Here is a 17,856-nt window from a genome sequence, read left to right as displayed (position 1 = left end):
CGAAGCATGTCGGGATGTTGCTCGGCTCACTCCTGCCCAATCAACTCCAAAAACTCCGACCGCTCATCACTCATCCGCGCCACACAATCATTTTGCGCGATGGTGAATGCTTTGCTGCCGGCGGTGGCCGGGAAGGCTTCGATGGCGCAATCAGCGTCGCGGGTTTTCAGCCATTGTTGTTGCCCAGCCTTGATTTTGGCGGTGATGTCGGCCAGTTGCGACGGGTTCTTGCCATAGAGCGACTGCATGCGCTCGGCCAGGCTTTTGTAGTTCTCGCTCAGCAGATCTTCGGCGGTGGTTTTGCTGAAGGCCGAGCATTCCAGGGTCTGGACGTCGTTTTCGACCTTGTCGCAGGGGGTGTCTTCTGACTCCTCGGCCGCGTGTACGCCGGTCGCAATCAGTGCCAAAGCCAGGAAGATGAATTTCATGTGGTTGCCGCTCCCATCCAGTGAAGCATCAAGAGATGTGGCGAATTCTGGCCCAAGCGAACCGCCTTGAACAGGTCGACAATTGTGCCTTGCGACGACCCTTTGTCGCGGATTGACGCTTTCGGCAAACCCCCTGTCGTTTTTGCACCCGGCTGCCCCGGTCCTCAGGCATATGCTGGCCCCAAAGCGCCGGCAGACGATTCGGCGCATGAATCGCTAATAAGGGGACAGCCTGATGAGCCCAGCCGAATTGCACGCCGACAGCATCGTTATCGACGGGCTGATTATTGCCAAGTGGAACCGTGAGCTGTTCGAAGACATGCGCAAGGGCGGTCTGACCGCGGCCAACTGCACCGTGTCGGTGTGGGAAGGCTTCCAGGCCACCGTCAACAACATCGCCGCCAGCCAGAAGCTGATCCGCGAGAACAGCGACCTGGTGATTCCGGTACGTACCACTGCCGATATCCGCAAGGCCAAGGAGCAGGGCAAGACCGGCATCCTCTTCGGCTTCCAGAACGCCCACGCCTTTGAAGACCAGATCGGCTATGTCGAGGTGTTCAAGCAGCTCGGCGTCGGTATTGTGCAGATGTGCTACAACACCCAGAACCTGGTAGGCACCGGTTGCTACGAGCGTGACGGTGGCCTGTCGGGCTTCGGTCGTGAAATCGTCGCCGAAATGAACCGTGTCGGCGTGATGTGCGACCTGTCCCACGTTGGCTCCAAGACTTCCGAAGAAGTCATCCTCGAATCGAAAAAACCGGTCTGCTACTCCCATTGCCTGCCGTCGGGTCTCAAAGAGCACCCGCGCAACAAGTCCGATGAAGAACTGAAGTTCATCGCCGATCACGGCGGTTTCGTCGGCGTGACCATGTTCGCGCCGTTCCTGGCCAAGGGCATTGATTCGACCATCGACGACTACGCCGAAGCCATCGAATACACCCTGAACATCGTCGGCGAAGACTCGATCGGCATCGGCACCGACTTTACCCAGGGTCACGGCCAGGACTTCTTCGAGTACCTGACCCACGACAAGGGCTACGCCCGCCGCCTGACCAGCTTCGGCAAGATCATCAACCCGCTGGGCATCCGCACCGTCGGCGAGTTCCCGAACCTCACCGAAACCCTGCTCAAGCGCGGCCATTCCGAGCGCGTGGTGCGCAAGATCATGGGCGAGAACTGGGTCAATGTCTTGAAAGACGTCTGGGGCGAATAAGCCGCCGCACTTCTGAATCCTTACCTGCGGCCATTCGCGCCGCAGGCAATACCAAAATTTTTCTGGAGTTAAGTTTCCATGGCCAAGATCGCCCCGCAATTGCCAATCGAAGTCGACAGCGAGACCGGTGTCTGGACGTCCGATGCCCTGCCGATGCTGTATGTGCCGCGTCATTTCTTCGTCAACAACCACATGGGCATCGAGGAAGTGCTGGGCGCCGACGCCTACGCCGAGATCCTCTACAAGGCCGGCTACAAGTCCGCCTGGCACTGGTGTGAAAAAGAAGCCGAATGCCACGGCCTGGAAGGCGTAGCGGTGTTCGAGCACTACATGAAGCGCCTTTCGCAGCGCGGCTGGGGCCTGTTCAAGATCCAGGACATCGACCTCGATAAAGGCACTGCCAGCGTCAAGCTCGAGCACTCCGCATTCGTCTACGTGTACGGCAAAGTCGGGCGCAAGGTCGACTACATGTTCACCGGCTGGTTTGCCGGCGCGATGGACCAGATCCTCGCTGCTCGTGGCAGCAAGATCCGCACCGTGGCCGAGCAAGTCTACGGTGGCTCCGAAGAGGGCCACGAAGACGGCTTGTTCATCGTCAAGCCGTTGTAAGTCGAGGAACCCGCCATGGCTTTCGAAGCAATGTTCCAGCCGATCCAGATCGGCAAACTGACCATCCGTAACCGCGTGCTCAGCACCGCGCACGCCGAGGTCTATGCGACCGACGGCGGCATGACCACCGACCGGTACGTCAAGTACTACGAAGAGAAGGCCAAGGGCGGGATCGGCCTGGCGATCTGCGGCGGTTCGTCCGTCGTGGCCATCGACAGCCCGCAGGAGTGGTGGAGTTCGGTGAACTTGTCCACCGACCGCATCATCCCGCACTTCCAGAATCTTGCCGACGCCATGCACAAGCACGGCGCCAAGATCATGATCCAGATTACCCACATGGGCCGGCGCTCGCGCTGGGACGGCTTCAACTGGCCTACGCTGATGTCGCCATCGGGTGTGCGCGAGCCGGTGCACCGTGCCACCTGCAAGACCATCGAGCCGGAAGAAATCTGGCGGGTGATCGGTAACTACGCGCAGGCAGCCCGCCGCGCCAAGGCCGGTGGCCTGGACGGTGTCGAACTGTCGGCGGTGCACCAGCACATGATCGACCAGTTCTGGAGCCCGCGGGTCAACAAGCGTACCGACGAATGGGGCGGCAGCTTCGAAGGCCGCATGAAGTTCGGTCTGGAAGTCTTGAAAGCCGTGCGCGCCGAGGTCGGTGACGATTTCTGCGTGGGCATGCGGATTTGCGGCGACGAGTTCCACCCGGATGGTTTGTCCCATGAGGACATGAAGCAGATTGCCAAGTATTACGACGACACCGGCATGCTCGATTTCCTCGGCGTCGTGGGCTCGGGTTGCGACACCCACAACACCCTGGCCAACGTGATTCCGAACATGAGTTATCCACCGGAGCCGTTCCTGCATCTGGCCGCCGGCATCAAGGAAGTGGTCAAGGTTCCGGTGCTGCACGCGCAGAACATCAAGGACCCGAACCAGGCCACGCGTATCCTGGAAGGCGGATACGTCGACATGGTCGGCATGACCCGCGCGCACATCGCTGACCCGCACCTGATCGCCAAGATCAAGATGGGCCAGATCGACCAGATCAAACAATGCGTCGGCGCCAACTACTGCATCGACCGTCAGTACCAAGGCCTGGATGTGCTGTGCATCCAGAACGCGGCGACTTCCCGTGAGTACATGGGCCTGCCGCACATCATCGAAAAAACCACCGGTGTGAAACGCAAGGTCGTGGTGGTCGGTGCCGGTCCTGCCGGGATGGAAGCCGCCCGTGTCGCCGCCGAGCGTGGCCACGACGTGACCCTGTTCGAGAAAAAGGAATTCATCGGCGGGCAGATCACCACGGCGTCGAAAGCGCCGCAGCGTGACCAGATCGCCGGTATCACCCGCTGGTATCAGCTGGAACTGGCACGGTTGAAAGTCGACCTGCGCTTGGGTACTGCGGCGGATGCGCCAACCATCATGGACCTGCGTCCGGACGTGGTAGTGCTCGCTGTCGGCGGGCATCCGTTCATCGAGCAGAACGAACACTGGGGCGCGGCTGAAGGCCTGGTGGTCAGCAGCTGGGACATCCTTGATGGCAAGGTTGCGCCGGGCAAGAACGTACTGGTCTACGACACCATTTGCGAATTCACCGGTATGTCGACCGCCGACTTCATCGCCGACAAGGGCAGCCAGGTTGAGATCGTTACCGACGACATCAAGCCAGGCGTGGCGATTGGCGGTACGTCGTTCCCGACCTACTACCGCAGCATGTACCCCAAAGAAGTGATCATGACCGGCGACATGATGCTGGAGAAGGTCTACCGCGAAGGCGACAAGCTGGTGGCGGTGCTGGAAAACGAATACACCGGCGCCAAAGAGGAGCGGGTGGTGGACCAGGTGGTCATCGAGAACGGCGTGCGTCCGGACGAGGAGATCTACTACGCGATGAAGGAAGGCTCGCGCAACAAAGGCCAGATCGACGTCGAAGCCTTGTTCGCGATCAAGCCGCAGCCTTGCCTGGAGCAGAGCGGGGACGGCTACCTGCTGTTCCGTATCGGCGACTGCGTGGCCCAGCGCAACGTGCACGCGGCGATCTACGACGCGCTGCGGCTGTGCAAGGATTTCTAAGAGAGCTTGTGGATAACCCTGTGGGAGCGAGCTTGCTCGCGATGGACGTGAACGATGACGCGGGCAGTCTGATTTAACGCGTATTTCTCAGGTTTTTCGCGAGCAAGCTCGCTCCTACAAGGAATCGGGCAAGGCATCCAGGTAGTTTGGCCTGCAAGACCCTGCGGTCTTTGGGAGCTTCACCATGTTGAACACCCTTCTTCCAATCCTGTTGTTCGCTGCCCTGGGCCTCGCGGTTCTGGGCGCGTTGCGGCGGGTAGCCATGTGGCGCCGGGGCCGGGCCTCGAAGGTCGACCTGATCGGCGGCCTGTTCGCCATGCCCAAGCGCTACATGGTCGACTTGCACCATGTGGTGGCGCGGGACAAATACATTGCCAACACCCACGTCGCCACGGCCGGCGGCGCGGTGGCGTCCATCGTGCTGGCGATACTGGTTCACGGTTTCGGCCTGCATAACCGTTTCCTCGGTTATGCGCTGCTGCTGATGTCGGCGGTGATGTTCGTGGGCGCGATCTTTATGTACCTGCGTCGACGCAACCCACCTTCGCGCCTGTCGAAAGGCCCGTGGATGCGCCTGCCGAAAAGCCTGTTGGCATTCTCGGTGTCGTTTTTCCTGGTGACCCTGCCAGTGGCCGGGATTCTTCCGGAGAACTTCGGTGGCTGGCTGTTGGCCGTGATCCTCGGTATTGGCGTGCTGTGGGGCGTGTCCGAGTTGTTCCTGGGCATGACCTGGGGCGGGCCGATGAAGCACGCCTTCGCCGGAGCCCTGCACCTGGCCTGGCACCGTCGCGCCGAGCGCTTCGGTGGCGGTCGCTCCACCGGTTTGAAACCGCTGGACCTGAACGACCCGACCGCACCGTTGGGCGTGGAAAAACCCAAGGATTTCACCTGGAACCAATTGCTCGGCTTCGACGCCTGCGTGCAGTGCGGTAAATGCGAAGCTGCGTGCCCGGCATTCGCCGCCGGCCAGCCGTTGAACCCGAAAAAGCTGATTCAGGACATGGTCGTCGGCCTGGCCGGTGGCACCGATGCCAAGTTCGCCGGCAGCCCTTATCCCGGCAAACCGATTGGCGAACACGCCGGTAATCCGCATCAGCCGATCGTCAACGGTCTGGTGGACGCCGAAACCCTATGGTCGTGCACCACCTGCCGCGCTTGTGTCGAGGAATGCCCGATGATGATCGAGCACGTCGATGCCATCGTCGACATGCGTCGCCATCTGACCCTGGAAAAAGGCGCGACCCCGAACAAGGGCGCCGAAGTCCTGGAAAACCTGATCGCCACCGACAACCCGGGCGGCTTCGCGCCGGGCGGGCGGATGAACTGGGCGGCGGACTTGAACCTCAATCTGCTCAGCGAAAAGAAATCCACCGACGTGCTGTTCTGGGTCGGCGACGGCGCCTTCGACATGCGCAACCAGCGCACCTTGCGCGCGTTCGTCAAGGTGTTGAAAGCGGCGAAAATCGACTTCGCGGTACTCGGCCTCGAAGAACGCGACAGCGGTGACGTGGCCCGACGCCTGGGCGACGAGGCAACCTTCCAGTTGCTGGCCAAACGCAACATCCAGACCCTGGCCAAATACAGCTTCAACCGCATCGTCACTTGCGATCCGCACAGCTTCCATGTGCTGAAGAACGAATACGGCGCCTTCGATGGCAACTACCTGGTGCAGCACCACAGCACCTACATGGCGGAAATCATCGATGCTGGCGCGCTGAACCTCGGCCAGCACAAAGGCGACAGCGTGACCTATCACGACCCGTGCTACCTCGGTCGCTACAACGGCGAATACGAGGCACCGCGCCAGGTACTGCGCGCGCTCGGTATCGAAGTGAAAGAGATGCAACGCTCCGGCTTCCGTTCGCGCTGCTGCGGCGGTGGCGGCGGCGCGCCGATCACCGACATTCCGGGCAAGCAACGTATCCCCGACATGCGTATGGAAGACATCCGCGAGACGGGCGCCGAACTGGTGGCCGTGGGCTGCCCGCAGTGCACCGCGATGCTTGAAGGCGTGGTCGAGCCGCGACCTCTGATCAAGGACATTGCCGAATTGGTGGCCGACGCGCTCCTGGAAGATGAGGCCCCAAAGTCGGCTACGCCGGCCAAACGTGAACCCGCGGAGGTGCACTGATGAGCGACATTATCCGCCGCGACCCCCGTGCCGAATGGATCGCCCGTAACCGCCTGCACCCGCTGCACGCGGCCATGCAACCGGCGCAACACAGCTGGATGGGGCCCAATGGTGTTATCCGCAAGAACCCGCACGGCATCGGTTTCATCGGCCCTAACGGCATCAAGCGGATCGACCGCAGTGGCGCTCAGCAGGGCGGGGCGACCAAACGCTCGGCCGCCGTTGAAGTGCAATTGCCGTTGCATCAAGTCCCTGCGCCGGCGTTCTTCATTTGCGTGGTACCGGACATGGTCGGCGGTCGCTTGAGCAGCCACGACAAGGACTTGTTGGGCCTGGCCCATCAACTGGCCGGCAGCGACGGCGCGGTATTGGCCGTGGTCTTCGGCGAACACAAGGAAAACGCGTTTTCCACAGCCGGCGTCGATCGCTTGCTGGTGCTCGAAGGCGACGAGTTCAGCGGTTATGCACCGGAACAACGAGTTCAGGGCCTGCGGGCTGTGGATAACCAGTTCAGCCCGCGTCACTGGCTGCTGCCGGACAGTCGCAGCGGCGGTGGCGAATTGGGTCGGCGCTTTGCCGCTGCCCTGGGCGAACGCCCGGCCACGCGGGTCTGGCAGGTCAAGGATCAGGAGTGCATCGGCCGCGCCGGTGCCGGTTTGCAAGACCTGGCGCGTCCGGTTGCACGGTTGATCCTGGCCGCCGTTGAATGCGCCGAACCGGTCAGCGAAACCCGTCACGAAGTCTTGCCGGTGGAGTTATCCACAGCCGTCGCCCGCAGTCTCTCGCGCATCGAGGACCTGGGGGCGGTGGCGGTGGACCCGGCGGCGATTCCCATGGCCGAGGCCGAATTCATTTTCTCCGGCGGCAACGGGGTCAAGGATTGGGATTTGTTCCACCAGACCGCCGCAGCCCTGGGGGCAACCGAAGGTGCGTCCCGGGTTGCGGTGGACGACGGCTTCATGGCCCGCGACCGTCAGGTCGGGGCGTCCGGCACCTGGGTCACCGCGCGGGTCTACGTGGCGGTGGGGATTTCCGGGGCGATCCAGCACCTGCAGGGCATCGGCGCCTGCGACAAGGTGGTGGCGATCAACCTCGATCCAGGCTGCGACATGATCAAACGGGCCGACCTGTCGGTAATCGGCGAGAGCGCCGAGATTCTTCGTGCCTTAATCGCGGCGGTAGAGGCCTACCGCAACGAAGCCAAGCGCGATGCGGCTTAAGGGAAGGAAAGGGTTATGAGCACGAAAATCATCAGCCTGGTGTCCATCGGCGCCCACCCGACTTCCGGTCGACCACGTCGCGCGGAACAGGATGCGCGGGCGGTGGAACTGGGCTTGCAACTGGCTGGGGATAACTTGCAGGTGCTGCATGCCGGCGACGTCGGCGAACCTGCACTGCGCGCCTATCTGGGCATGGGCCTTGAGCAACTGCACGTGCTTGAGCAACCGGAGGGCGCCGATGCGCTGCCGGCGTTGACCGCGTATTTGCGTGATGCAGGGGCGCAGGTGGTGCTGACCGGCACCCAGGCCGAAACCGGCGAAGGTTCGGGCATGTTGCCGTTCCTGCTGGCGGAAGGCCTTGGCTGGCCGCTGGTGGTGGGACTGGCGCAGGTCGAGTCCATCGATGGCGGTTCTGCACTGGTGTTGCAAGCCTTGCCGCGCGGTCAGCGGCGTCGCTTGAAGGTTCGTTTGCCGTTCCTCGCCACTGTGGATAACGCCGCGCCCAAGCCTCGGCAGAGCGCCTACGGCCCGGCCCGGCGCGGGCTGTTGCAGGCCAATGACGTCGAAGTCGTCGACGATGAACTGCTGGCGGTCGCTACCCTGCAACCGGCCAAGCCGCGGCCTAAACGCTTGAAGGTGATCAAGGCCAAGAGCGGCGCTGACCGCATGAAAGCCGCAACGGCCAAGGCCAGTGGTGGTGGGGGACAAGTGCTCAAGGGTGTGACGGCGCAAGCGGGGGCTGAGGCGATTCTCAAGCTGCTGATAGAAGAAGGTGTGGTCCGCTGACCCTCAAACGGGATCAAAAATGTGGGTTTGCTGTAGCAAGCAATGCGTAAATTGTGGCGAGGGGATTTATCCCCGTTGGACTGCGCAGCAGTCCCATTTTTTGGGGCAGCTTCGCAGCCCAACGGGGATAAATCCCCTCGCCACAGGTTTGCTCCTCATAAGGAAAACCAATGGCAGTTGAATTTCGTTCGGCAGTGCGCGCGGATGCGCGAGAGATTGCGCGTTTGTTCCAGATTTCGTCAGAGGGTGCTGCGGATTACATCTGGAGCCAGATAGCAGAACCTGGCCAGGATCTGCTGGACGTCGGAGCCCTGCGTTACGCCCGTGACGATGTGGATTTCTCCTGGCAGAACTGCCTGATCGCCGAGGTCGAGGGTGAAGTCATTGGCATGCTGCACAGCTACGTGATGCGTCACGATCCGTTCGCGGCACCGGTGACCGACCCGGTGTTGGCGCCGTACGCCAAGATGGAAATCCCCGACACCCTTTATATTTCCAGCCTGGCGCTGCATGAAGGCTGGCGCAATCAGGGACTGGGTAAGCAGTTCCTTGCCTACGCCTACGACCGCGCCAACCGGCTCGGGCTCAATGGCCTGAGCTTGATCGACTACGCGGCAAACACCGGCGCCCGTCGTTTCTACGAGCGCCACGGCTTCCGCATTGTCGATACCTGCCAGATCACGCCGCATCCGATGATTAGGGTCACCGGGGAAGCCTATTTGATGTATCGGCCTTAGGGCCTCAGTTTGTCCCTCTCTAACGGTTATCCACAGCCCGGTGGATAACCCGTTTACCTCTCGCGCTATCCCCCCACCTGCTACATTTTTACTGTGCGCTGTTGAAGGTGCAGCAACCGGTCACGGAGTTTTCTGAGCTTCAGCGCTTGATCATAAAACCTGGTTTTTATGAGTGGGCGGCTATGAAGCCTGTAAAGCGCTCTCTGCTGGTTCTTGTACTGGTGACGCTTGCCTCTGATGGGTCTATAGCTGGCCCCCGGCTAAATCCGCCCGACCGACGTGATGAACCCGATCAGGATTTCTCTCAGTGGATGGAGTCCGGGCAGGGACAGAAAGCCTCACTGGCGCAATTGCAGCAGCGTTGCGACCGGGTACTGGACGCTGGGAAAAACCTAGATTGCTCGGTATCTGTTATCGCTCGAATGTTCGAGGCCAAGGCTGCCAACCAGTTGCCTGACTACATGCTGGCAACCAATCGCAAGCATGCTCGGGCAATCGAAGCTGATCCTGAGTTGAAAGCACTGTTTTCAATGTTCGGCATCCAATCGTTATCAACCCTGAGGGTGACCGGCGACTTTTCGGTTAGACGAACGCAGCGGCGCGAAAGGCTGGTGATTCATCCCTATTCCAGTGACGCTTTCATTGCTGACCAAGTACTTCCATTCATCGATGTCAGCGCGGCAAATGGTCATTCGGCACGTTTCGTCCTGGACACCGGCGCTCCGCAAACCCGGGTCAACTACGACACCGCGAAGCTGATGGGGATCAAGTTGTTGACTGACTCCCACTACGCCTACAGCACGTTCTATGGGGAGAGAGCACTGTCTGCCAGGCTTGGGATTCTTGATTCTCTGAAGGTGGGCGAAAGCGAATTCCGCAATGTGCTGGTGTTTGTCAGTGACCGCGACAATCTGTTGGGCCTGGACCTGATCAGCAAGCTGGGGCGCCTGAAAATCACCCGTAAAACCCTGGAACTGAACCCGGCCTCTGCCGTGCGCTGCGAATCGCCGATCATGTACAGCCGGGTGGATATCAACCAGCGCCTGGTGATAGCCGCACGCCTGGATAACCGGGTTACCCAGGCGATCGTCGACACCGGAAATGTCGATTACCTGACGTCGGCATTGCCGGGGAACCCACTCAATGCGGTGAAGTCGCTGGCCCCTGGGAATTCCCCCCTCAACACCGCCAACAGGCAACGCTATCAAACCTTCAAAGGCGTGCTGAATTTGCCGGGTCATGGCATGGCCGTTACCTACAAATACTACCCGGGCTTCACCATTCCACCGTCGTGGGTGCTTGGGCGGTACGTGCCGTCGATTTTGCTCGGCTGGCGAGCCTTCAATGACTTTGAATTGAATCTGGATGTCGACACGGGGCGGTCTTGTTTCAACAGCGTCTGACTATGGACGGATTACTGAAGTCCGGGCCGAGAGCTACCTATCAGAACTGCTAGTGTCGATTTCATCAGGCGTTTGTTACGGTGTTGAAAAGTTGATTTCCGCTGCAGGAATACCCATTCATCGAGGACGCTGATGATGCCTGAATCCCGCCTGCTCCACCGTTCTCCTTCGACAAATCGCGGCTTCTCGCGAACGCTGTTGTTGGCCACTGACCTGCAGCAAAGCGTTCTCGGCGAATTGCACCGTGATGGCCTGAACCACCTCGCCTATACCGCTTATGGCGTGCAAAGCGGCCCCCTGGCCGCGAGAGCGCACCTGGGCTTCAACGGGCAGGTGAAGGAGCGAGCTGGCTGGTATCACCTGGGTAATGGTCATCGGGTCTATAACCCGGTGCTGATGCGCTTTCACAGTTCAGATCGGTTGAGTCCATTTGGCAAGGGCGGGCTGAATCCATATGCCTATTGTGTGGGAAACCCGATCAACTTCACGGACCCGACAGGACAGTCAATAGAAGTTCCCGATTGGCTTCAACCGGTGCTGACCATTGCGCTGCATATAGGAATTATCGCCGCGACTGTGGTCACGGCAATCTTGAATCCTCCTTCGGGGTTGGCCCTCTGGGCGGCTCGCACCACTTTGTTCGGATCAACGACAGCCATTACAGGGTCTGTCCTGCAACTGGCGGGAGAAAAGGACATAGGCAAAATACTGTCTGCCACAGGCACGGGTATATCGACATTGGCTGTGGCAACCCGAGCTGGCCTGGGGAGCCAAAACTTGATGCGCCAGGAAAATCCTGGCTCGAAAGCTGGCGTTGGTCTCAAGAACCTTTTTGGCTTTAACAAGACGCCTGCGAAGGTGGTAAACCAGCAAGTGCGCCGGGATTCATCAAGTGAACAGACTAGGAGCGGATCCGCTGGCGGAGGGCAGGATATCCAGATGCGTTCACTGAGTGGATCCCTAAGTGAGATCAGAACGGGGCGACCTCGCACTTCGTGAGATAGCCGGTTTACCCACAATCACTGTTGGTACTTCTGTGGATAACATGTTCGCCCCCTCGCTACAACCCATACAAACCGTGGCCTGTAAGCCTTGGATCAAATAATAACCAGCATAAGTTACGGTTTTCCCGCGCTTTTTTATCAGATGAAGGCCAATACTTGCCCCCAATCTCTGTTGGCGCTTCTGTGGATAAGATGTTCGCTTACCTCTGAGAGCCTTATAAACAGAGGTGTCCAGGCTTTTGGTTAAAAATCGATCAAATCTTGGTTTTTCAGTGTTATACCGTGCGCAAACCCTGAAAACTCGTGGCTTTCAGCGCTTTTCCACAAAGGCGCAATAGTTGCCCCCAAAGTCTGTTGGCGCTTCTGTGGATAAGGTGTTCGCTATCCTCTACAAACCAGGTAATCCGTGCTCTTTAGATGATTGATTAATAAATGACCAGACGTTATGGAAAACCGTGGTTCTGGATAAGTCACGGAATTTCTGTGGTTTCTGTGGAGAAAGTTTTCAACATTTCCACAGTTGTCCCCATTTGCTGTGGGTGGAGGTGTGGATAACTTGTTCGCGGAAGGCTGGAAGGCGCGCACGGTATAGCTCTGAACGGAATAGATCATATTTCGTACAGTTCTAAAGGAGATGTGAATTGTGTGGAGAAAACCCGTCCCTGTAGGAGCGAGCATGCTCGCGATGAACCTGAGAACGCCGCTGGGCATCAGGTTGCCAGCGTCATCGTTGACGTCCATCGCGAGCATGCTCGCTCCTACAGGGGGGCGGTGGCGTTAGCCTTGGACTGGGACGCCTTTGAGGTACGGTGCAGGTTCAGCGCCGAGGTTGTTCAGAAGGCGCTCGCTGTACCAATCCACGAAGTTCACCACGCCGAACTCGTAAGTCTTGGAGTAAGGCCCTGGCTGGTAAGCGGTGGAGTTAATACCGCGCTGGTTCTCTTCGGCCAGGCGACGGTCCTGGTCGTTGGTCGCATCCCAGACCTGGCGCATGCGCTCCACGTCGTAGTCCACGCCTTCAACGGCGTCCTTGTGCACGATCCATTTGGTGGTGACCATGGTTTCCTGCGCGCTGATCGGCCACACGGTGAAGACGATGATGTGGTCGCCCATGCAGTGGTTCCAGGAGTGCGGCAGGTGCAGGATGCGCATCGAGCCAAGGTCCGGGTTCTTGATGCGTCCCATGAGTTTGGCGCAGCCCTGTTTGCCGTCGATGGTCATCGACACGGTGCCCTTGAGCAGCGGCATGCGCACGATGCGGTTACGCAGGCCGAAGCTGGCGTGGGCGTATGGGATCTTCTCGGCTTCCCAGGAAGCTGCTGAGGCGGCGACGTGGTCCTTGAAGGCCTGGTCGGCGCGCGGGTCGGTGACGTCGTCCCATTCCAGAAGGGTTTTCAGCAGTTCCGGGTGCGACGCGTTGCAGTGGTAGCACTCGCGGTTGTTTTCCAGCACAAGCTTCCAGTTGGCTTTTTCCATCAAGGTGGTGGTGATTGCCACCTTGGTGTTCTCCATGTCATACGGTTCCATGTAATGGTTGAGCGTCGACAGGAAGTCATCGATGGCCGGTGGATTCTCCGACAGGCTGATGAAGATGTAACCACCGGCGGTTTTCACGTTCACCGGCTTGAGGCCGTACTGCTTCATGTCGAAGTCGGCGCCCATCTCGGTGCCGGCGAACAGCAGGCGACCGTCGAGTTCGTAGGTCCACTGGTGGTAGTGGCAAACCAGTTTGGCGACCTTGCCTTTTTCGCTGGTGCACAGGCGCGAACCGCGGTGACGGCAGACGTTATGGAAGGCATGCACCACGCCCTCGGCGCCGCGAATCACGATGATCGGGTTCTTGCCCACTTGAAGGGTCAGGTAGTTGCCCTTGGTGGGGATCTCGCAGGTCATGCCGGCGATCAACCACTCTTTCTGAAAGATTTCCTGCATGTCGATATCAAACAGGCGCTCGTCAGAGTAGAACGGCTGCGGCAGCGAGAACGTACGCTCGCGCTCTTGCAGCATCTGCGCGGTGGCCTTGCGTGCGGGTTCCAGCGGATCGCCCAGGCTCAGGGTAGTAGTGACGTCCATCGATTTAATCCTCAAGGCCATTCTGTGTGGCCGGCGAAAGTGGCTACGGTTGTGCGACGCAAGACAAAAAAACAGCAGTTACCTGTTGAGGCGAGTGTGGGGCCGGCGCTGGCCAGAACCTTATCCATGGGCGACATGGTGCAATCTGTTCCCGACGCGCAAGCCCCGGTAGTTGGGGGCTGGTCGCGATAAGCATGTGAATGTCGCAGATAGGTAAATGGATGGTTCGCGCTATACGCAGAATCGCCAACATGAAGGCCGACAGTCGGCCGTGGAGATCAGCATGTCCAACAGCTTCCTGAACCCGGTAACCACCCAGACCTGGGCCAATGGTCGGCACATCGTCCGTTGCGTCAAAGTCATCCAGGAAACCTGGGATGTGCGCACCTTCTGCTTCATGGCCGACCAGCCGATCATGTTCTTCTTCAAGCCGGGGCAGTTTGTCACCCTGGAGCTGGAAATCGAAGGCCAGCCGATCATGCGTTCGTACACCATTTCCAGCTCGCCGTCGGTGCCGTACAGCTTTTCGGTGACGATCAAGCGCGTACCGGGCGGCAAGGTCTCGAATTGGTTGCACGACACCCTGCACGAAGGCCAGGAGCTGGCGGTGCACGGGCCGGTCGGGCTGTTCAACGCCATGGACTTCACCGCGCCGAAGGTGCTTTACCTCAGCGGTGGCGTCGGTATCACGCCGGTCATGTCCATGGCGCGCTGGTTCTACGACACCAACGGCAATGTCGACATGGTGTTTATCCACAGCGCCCGCTCGCCCAAGGACATCATTTACCACCGCGAGCTGGAACACATGGCGTCGCGGATCGACAACTTCAGCCTGCACCTGATCTGCGAGAAGCACGGTATGGGTGAGCCCTGGGCCGGTTATCGCGGTTACCTGAACCACAGAATGCTTGAATTGATGGCGCCGGACTTCCTTGAACGGGAAGTGTTCTGCTGCGGCCCGACCCCGTACATGAGCGCCGTCAAACGCTTGCTGGAAACCGCCGGCTTCGACATGAAGCGCTATCACGAGGAATCCTTCGGCGCGACCCCGCCAGAGGCGCGTGCCGACGCTGTGGAGCACGCCGAACAAGCGGCCGACGCACCGGAAGTAGATTTGGCCGATTTGCACCAGGTGGAGTTCATCGCGTCCGGCAAGAGCATTCGCGTGGCGCCTGGCGAAACCGTGCATGCGGCGGCGGCCAAGGTCGGTTTGCTGATCCCCAAAGCCTGTGGCATGGGCATCTGCGGTACTTGCAAGGTGCTGAAGCTGGGTGGCGAAGTGGAGATGGAGCACAACGGCGGGATCACCGAGGAAGACGAAGCCGAAGGGTACATCCTGTCGTGCTGCAGCGTACCGAAGGGTGATGTGCGTATTGAGTTCTGATCTCGCTCACAACGGTGAGGCCGGAACGCAGAGCGTCCCTTGAGGCATTCCCACGCGGAGCGTGGGAACGATCATCAATACCCTCCGCACCCCGATCGTTCCCATGCTCCGCGTGGGAATGCAGCCCGGGACGCTCTGTGCCCCAGTCACGCCGCAGTTTTCTGGCCGTGCACGTCAGAACCAGCGCTGAATCTCGATCAGCCCACCCATCCCCGCATAGTTCCTGGCCCTCGAATACCGCCAATGCTCCGGCAATTCCACATACCCCCGCTTCACCGGGTTGTTGTGGAGGTGTTCGAGCTTTTGGCGCATCACCGATTCACTGAAAACCATCTCTGCGTGCGAGCCTTCCTGCCACAGCTGATAAACCCGATCCTGCTTGTGCGCAGCAGCCCAGCAGGTGGTTGTGAACAGCGGGAGCCATTCCATGAGGTTGCAGGTGAGGAAGTGGGGTTTGTCAGGTTCGGTGATGGAGTAACGGCTTCGGCCCATGGGATTCGTCCTTGAATCTTGTAGCGCGATGGAAATGGAACGCGGAGCGTCCCTGGCGGCATTCCCACGCAGAGCGTGGGAACGATCAGGTTGCCGCGGGCGATGCGGACGCGCTAGAGGATGAGTCTGCGGTGGCGGTGGGAAATATCTGCGCGAAGGTTCAGGTCACCACTGATGATCGTTCCCACGCTCTGCGTGGGAATGCAGCCCGTGACGCTCTGCGTCACAGCGGTGTCAGGGCTGTCATCGGCGGTGAGGCCGGAACGCGGAGCGTCCCTGGAGGCGTTCCCACGCGAAGCGTGGGAACGATCATGTTGGGTTAGTGAGACATGACTTCGCGAATGTCTTTCGCCAATTCCCGCACGCGCTCTTCTTCGGTGTCCCACGAGCACATGAAGCGTGCGCCGCCGTTGCCGATGAAGGTGTAGAAGCGCCAGCCCTTGGCGGTCAGGGCGGCGATGGCCGGTTCCGACAGTTGCAGGAACACGCCGTTGGCCTGTACCGGGAACATCAGTTCCACCCCAGGAATGTCGCGCACCAGTTCGGCCAGCAGTTGCGCGCAGTGGTTGGCGTGGCGGGCGTATTTGAGCCAGGCGTCGTTTTCCAGAATCCCGACCCACGGCGCCGAGAGGAAGCGCATTTTCGACGCCAGTTGCCCGGCCTGTTTGCAGCGGTAGTCAAAGTCTTCAGCCAGTTTATGGTTGAAGAACAGAATTGCCTCGCCCACGGCCATGCCGTTTTTCGTGCCGCCGAAGCACAGGACGTCAACACCGGCCTTCCAGGTCAGATCCGCTGGCGTGCAGCCGAGGAAGGCGCAGGCGTTGGAGAACCGCGCGCCGTCCATGTGCAGGTTCAGGCCCAGTTCCTTGCAGGTAGCGCTGATGGCGCGGATTTCGTCGGGGGTATAGACGCTGCCGACTTCGGTGGCCTGGGTCAGGGTCACGACGCGGGGTTTCGGGTAGTGGATGTCCTGGCGCTTGAGCGCCACTTCGCGAATTGATTCCGGCGTCAGCTTGCCGTTTTCGGTGCGAGCGATCAGCAGCTTGGAGCCGTTGGAGAAAAATTCCGGTGCGCCGCATTCGTCGGTTTCGACGTGGGCGGTTTCCGAGCAGATCACGCTGTGGTAACTCTGGCACAGCGACGACAGGGCCAGCGAGTTGGCGGCGGTGCCGTTAAAGGCGAAGAACACTTCACAGTCGGTTTCGAACAGTTTGCGGAAATCGTCGGACGCGCGGGCGGTCCACTCGTCGTCACCGTAAGCGCGCTGGTGGCCATGATTGGCCTGTTCCATGGCTGCCCAGGCTTCAGGGCAAATGCCGGAATAGTTGTCGCTGGCGAATTGTTGGCTCTTATCGGTCATGGCCTGCTTCCGTGGTCGGGACGCCTATGGTGAAGCGTTCCGTGGTCAATGATGGTGCGCACTTTACCCAAGATCGTCAGGAGAGCACACGGGATGTTGCTGTCAGGAAATTACACAATCGAAGGACGATTATGCACGTGACTGTGTACTTAAAGCAGCGCGACGGCGCACTGGATCTGCTCAAGTGGCTGGCGCTGCTGAGCATGGTGCTCGATCACCTGCGATATGTCGGTTATTCCGTCGATTTGTTGTATGTGCCCGGGCGTTTGGCGTTTCCTTGGTTTTGCCTGGCGATGGCGGCGAACCTGGAGCGCAAGCCGGCGGTGGCGACCAACGGACAGTGGCGCTATTTGGGATGGCTGCTGCTGTTCAGTGCGCTGAGCGAAATTCCTTACCGGATGTTCATTCCCAATCCCGACACGCTCAACGTGATGCCAACGTTAGCCCTGGGTTTGCTGGTGGTGCGAGGCTGGCAGCAACCGGCGCTTCAAACACGATTACTCGCGGCCGTTTGCTTATTGCTGGCGGCATTTTTCTCGCAGCGATTGATGTTTGGTTTCTTTGGCGTGTTGTTGCCGCTGGTGCTGCTATGGGTGATTCGGCGGCCGTGGTATTTCGCCCTGTTGCCGGGGTTGGTCTGTCTGGCGGCCAATCAGTGGCAGGTGCTCTATTACTCCGTCCGGCTGGGTAATCACGTGGCAATGGCGGCCATCGGCACTTGTCTGATTGCGCCATGGCTGGCTCTGTTCCTGTTGCGACACGCCCGTGACGTAAAACCACCGCCGATGCGGCGGTGGGCCTATGCGCTCTATCCCGCGCATTTCCTTGTGTTGCTGGCTCTGCGCCAGGCCCTCGCATAACCACGGGAAACCCTGTGGGAGCGAGCCTGCTCGCGAAGAGGGAGTGTCAGTCGACATCAATGTTTCTGACACATCGCCTT

Annotated in this window: 15 protein-coding genes; 11 read left to right on the top strand and 4 right to left on the bottom strand. The window is 59.8% G+C overall.

Annotation, left to right across the window (positions count from 1 at the left end; genetic code table 11):
- Positions 1 to 26 precede the first annotated feature (26 nt).
- Entirely contained in the window at positions 27 to 428 is a 402-nt protein-coding gene (locus ACA054_RS29855) for a lysozyme inhibitor LprI family protein (protein WP_497687338.1), read from the bottom strand.
- 235 nt (positions 429 to 663) lie between these two features.
- Between ACA054_RS29855 and ACA054_RS29850 the strand changes: the two genes are divergently transcribed.
- From ACA054_RS29850 to ACA054_RS29810, 9 genes are all read left to right on the top strand, one after another.
- Positions 664 to 1,641 (top strand): dipeptidase, encoded by a 978-nt coding sequence (locus ACA054_RS29850; protein ID WP_008019494.1) that lies wholly within the window; start codon positions 664 to 666, stop codon positions 1,639 to 1,641.
- Positions 1,642 to 1,719: 78 nt separating this feature from the next.
- Positions 1,720 to 2,250: a 4-vinyl reductase gene (locus tag ACA054_RS29845; RefSeq protein WP_046818255.1), complete on the top strand. Its 531-nt coding sequence runs from the start codon at positions 1,720 to 1,722 to the stop codon at positions 2,248 to 2,250.
- Positions 2,251 to 2,265: 15 nt separating this feature from the next.
- On the top strand, positions 2,266 to 4,326 hold the full coding sequence (gene dgcA, locus ACA054_RS29840; protein WP_034147459.1) for a dimethylglycine demethylation protein DgcA: 2,061 nt from the start codon (positions 2,266 to 2,268) through the stop codon (positions 4,324 to 4,326).
- Positions 4,327 to 4,510: 184 nt separating this feature from the next.
- Positions 4,511 to 6,457 (top strand): dimethylglycine demethylation protein DgcB, encoded by a 1,947-nt coding sequence (dgcB, locus tag ACA054_RS29835; RefSeq protein ID WP_497687337.1) that lies wholly within the window; start codon positions 4,511 to 4,513, stop codon positions 6,455 to 6,457.
- Positions 6,457 to 7,677 (top strand): electron transfer flavoprotein subunit alpha, encoded by a 1,221-nt coding sequence (gene etfA, locus ACA054_RS29830; RefSeq protein ID WP_497687336.1) that lies wholly within the window; start codon positions 6,457 to 6,459, stop codon positions 7,675 to 7,677. Before dgcB ends, etfA begins: the two co-directional genes overlap by 1 nt.
- A 15-nt stretch (positions 7,678 to 7,692) precedes the next feature.
- Positions 7,693 to 8,463 (top strand): electron transfer flavoprotein subunit beta, encoded by a 771-nt coding sequence (etfB, locus tag ACA054_RS29825; RefSeq protein WP_497687335.1) that lies wholly within the window; start codon positions 7,693 to 7,695, stop codon positions 8,461 to 8,463.
- 170 nt (positions 8,464 to 8,633) lie between these two features.
- On the top strand, positions 8,634 to 9,200 hold the full coding sequence (locus tag ACA054_RS29820) for a GNAT family N-acetyltransferase (RefSeq protein WP_497687334.1): 567 nt from the start codon (positions 8,634 to 8,636) through the stop codon (positions 9,198 to 9,200).
- A gap of 311 nt (positions 9,201 to 9,511) precedes the next feature.
- On the top strand, positions 9,512 to 10,603 hold the full coding sequence (locus ACA054_RS29815) for a retropepsin-like aspartic protease (protein ID WP_497690392.1): 1,092 nt from the start codon (positions 9,512 to 9,514) through the stop codon (positions 10,601 to 10,603).
- 132 nt (positions 10,604 to 10,735) lie between these two features.
- Entirely contained in the window at positions 10,736 to 11,602 is an 867-nt protein-coding gene (locus ACA054_RS29810; RefSeq protein ID WP_497687333.1) for an RHS repeat-associated core domain-containing protein, read from the top strand.
- 782 nt (positions 11,603 to 12,384) lie between these two features.
- On the opposite strand, the gene gbca is transcribed toward ACA054_RS29810, so the two are convergent.
- Positions 12,385 to 13,680: a glycine betaine monooxygenase oxygenase subunit gene (gbca, locus tag ACA054_RS29805; protein ID WP_497687332.1), complete on the bottom strand. Its 1,296-nt coding sequence runs from the start codon at positions 13,678 to 13,680 to the stop codon at positions 12,385 to 12,387.
- Between the two features lie 283 nt (positions 13,681 to 13,963).
- Here gbca and gbcB point away from each other — a divergent pair, with 283 nt between their 5' ends.
- Complete coding sequence (gbcB, locus tag ACA054_RS29800) at positions 13,964 to 15,064, top strand: glycine betaine monooxygenase reductase subunit (protein ID WP_497687331.1); 1,101 nt, start codon at positions 13,964 to 13,966, stop codon at positions 15,062 to 15,064.
- A gap of 174 nt (positions 15,065 to 15,238) precedes the next feature.
- Here the strand turns inward: gbcB and ACA054_RS29795 are convergent, their stop codons facing one another.
- Together ACA054_RS29795 and ACA054_RS29790 are read right to left on the bottom strand one after the other, a co-directional pair.
- Entirely contained in the window at positions 15,239 to 15,556 is a 318-nt protein-coding gene (locus tag ACA054_RS29795) for a transposase (protein WP_497687330.1), read from the bottom strand.
- Positions 15,557 to 15,875: 319 nt separating this feature from the next.
- Complete coding sequence (locus tag ACA054_RS29790; RefSeq protein ID WP_497687329.1) at positions 15,876 to 16,916, bottom strand: threonine aldolase family protein; 1,041 nt, start codon at positions 16,914 to 16,916, stop codon at positions 15,876 to 15,878.
- Positions 16,917 to 17,047: 131 nt separating this feature from the next.
- On the opposite strand from ACA054_RS29790, the gene ACA054_RS29785 reads away from it, so the two are divergent.
- Complete coding sequence (locus ACA054_RS29785) at positions 17,048 to 17,776, top strand: TraX family protein (protein WP_497690391.1); 729 nt, start codon at positions 17,048 to 17,050, stop codon at positions 17,774 to 17,776.
- The last annotated feature ends 80 nt before the right edge of the window (positions 17,777 to 17,856 follow it).

The sequence above is a fragment of the Pseudomonas sp. LBUM1653 genome (assembly GCF_059716115.1).
Note: the sequence above shows the minus strand (reverse complement) of the source record. Positions and strands in the feature narration are given on the sequence as shown.

Coding starts and splice junctions, on each gene's coding strand:
- ACA054_RS29810 (WP_497687333.1), top strand. CDS start 10,736: ATGATGCCTGAATCCCGCCTGCTCCACCGTTCTCCTTCGACAAATCGC.
- ACA054_RS29785 (WP_497690391.1), top strand. CDS start 17,048: ATGCACGTGACTGTGTACTTAAAGCAGCGCGACGGCGCACTGGATCTG.
- ACA054_RS29855 (WP_497687338.1), bottom strand. CDS start 428: ATGAAATTCATCTTCCTGGCTTTGGCACTGATTGCGACCGGCGTACAC.
- ACA054_RS29790 (WP_497687329.1), bottom strand. CDS start 16,916: ATGACCGATAAGAGCCAACAATTCGCCAGCGACAACTATTCCGGCATT.
- gbca (WP_497687332.1), bottom strand. CDS start 13,680: ATGGACGTCACTACTACCCTGAGCCTGGGCGATCCGCTGGAACCCGCA.
- dgcB (WP_497687337.1), top strand. CDS start 4,511: ATGTTGAACACCCTTCTTCCAATCCTGTTGTTCGCTGCCCTGGGCCTC.
- ACA054_RS29795 (WP_497687330.1), bottom strand. CDS start 15,556: ATGGGCCGAAGCCGTTACTCCATCACCGAACCTGACAAACCCCACTTC.
- ACA054_RS29815 (WP_497690392.1), top strand. CDS start 9,512: ATGGAGTCCGGGCAGGGACAGAAAGCCTCACTGGCGCAATTGCAGCAG.
- ACA054_RS29820 (WP_497687334.1), top strand. CDS start 8,634: ATGGCAGTTGAATTTCGTTCGGCAGTGCGCGCGGATGCGCGAGAGATT.
- etfA (WP_497687336.1), top strand. CDS start 6,457: ATGAGCGACATTATCCGCCGCGACCCCCGTGCCGAATGGATCGCCCGT.
- ACA054_RS29845 (WP_046818255.1), top strand. CDS start 1,720: ATGGCCAAGATCGCCCCGCAATTGCCAATCGAAGTCGACAGCGAGACC.
- ACA054_RS29850 (WP_008019494.1), top strand. CDS start 664: ATGAGCCCAGCCGAATTGCACGCCGACAGCATCGTTATCGACGGGCTG.
- dgcA (WP_034147459.1), top strand. CDS start 2,266: ATGGCTTTCGAAGCAATGTTCCAGCCGATCCAGATCGGCAAACTGACC.
- gbcB (WP_497687331.1), top strand. CDS start 13,964: ATGTCCAACAGCTTCCTGAACCCGGTAACCACCCAGACCTGGGCCAAT.
- etfB (WP_497687335.1), top strand. CDS start 7,693: ATGAGCACGAAAATCATCAGCCTGGTGTCCATCGGCGCCCACCCGACT.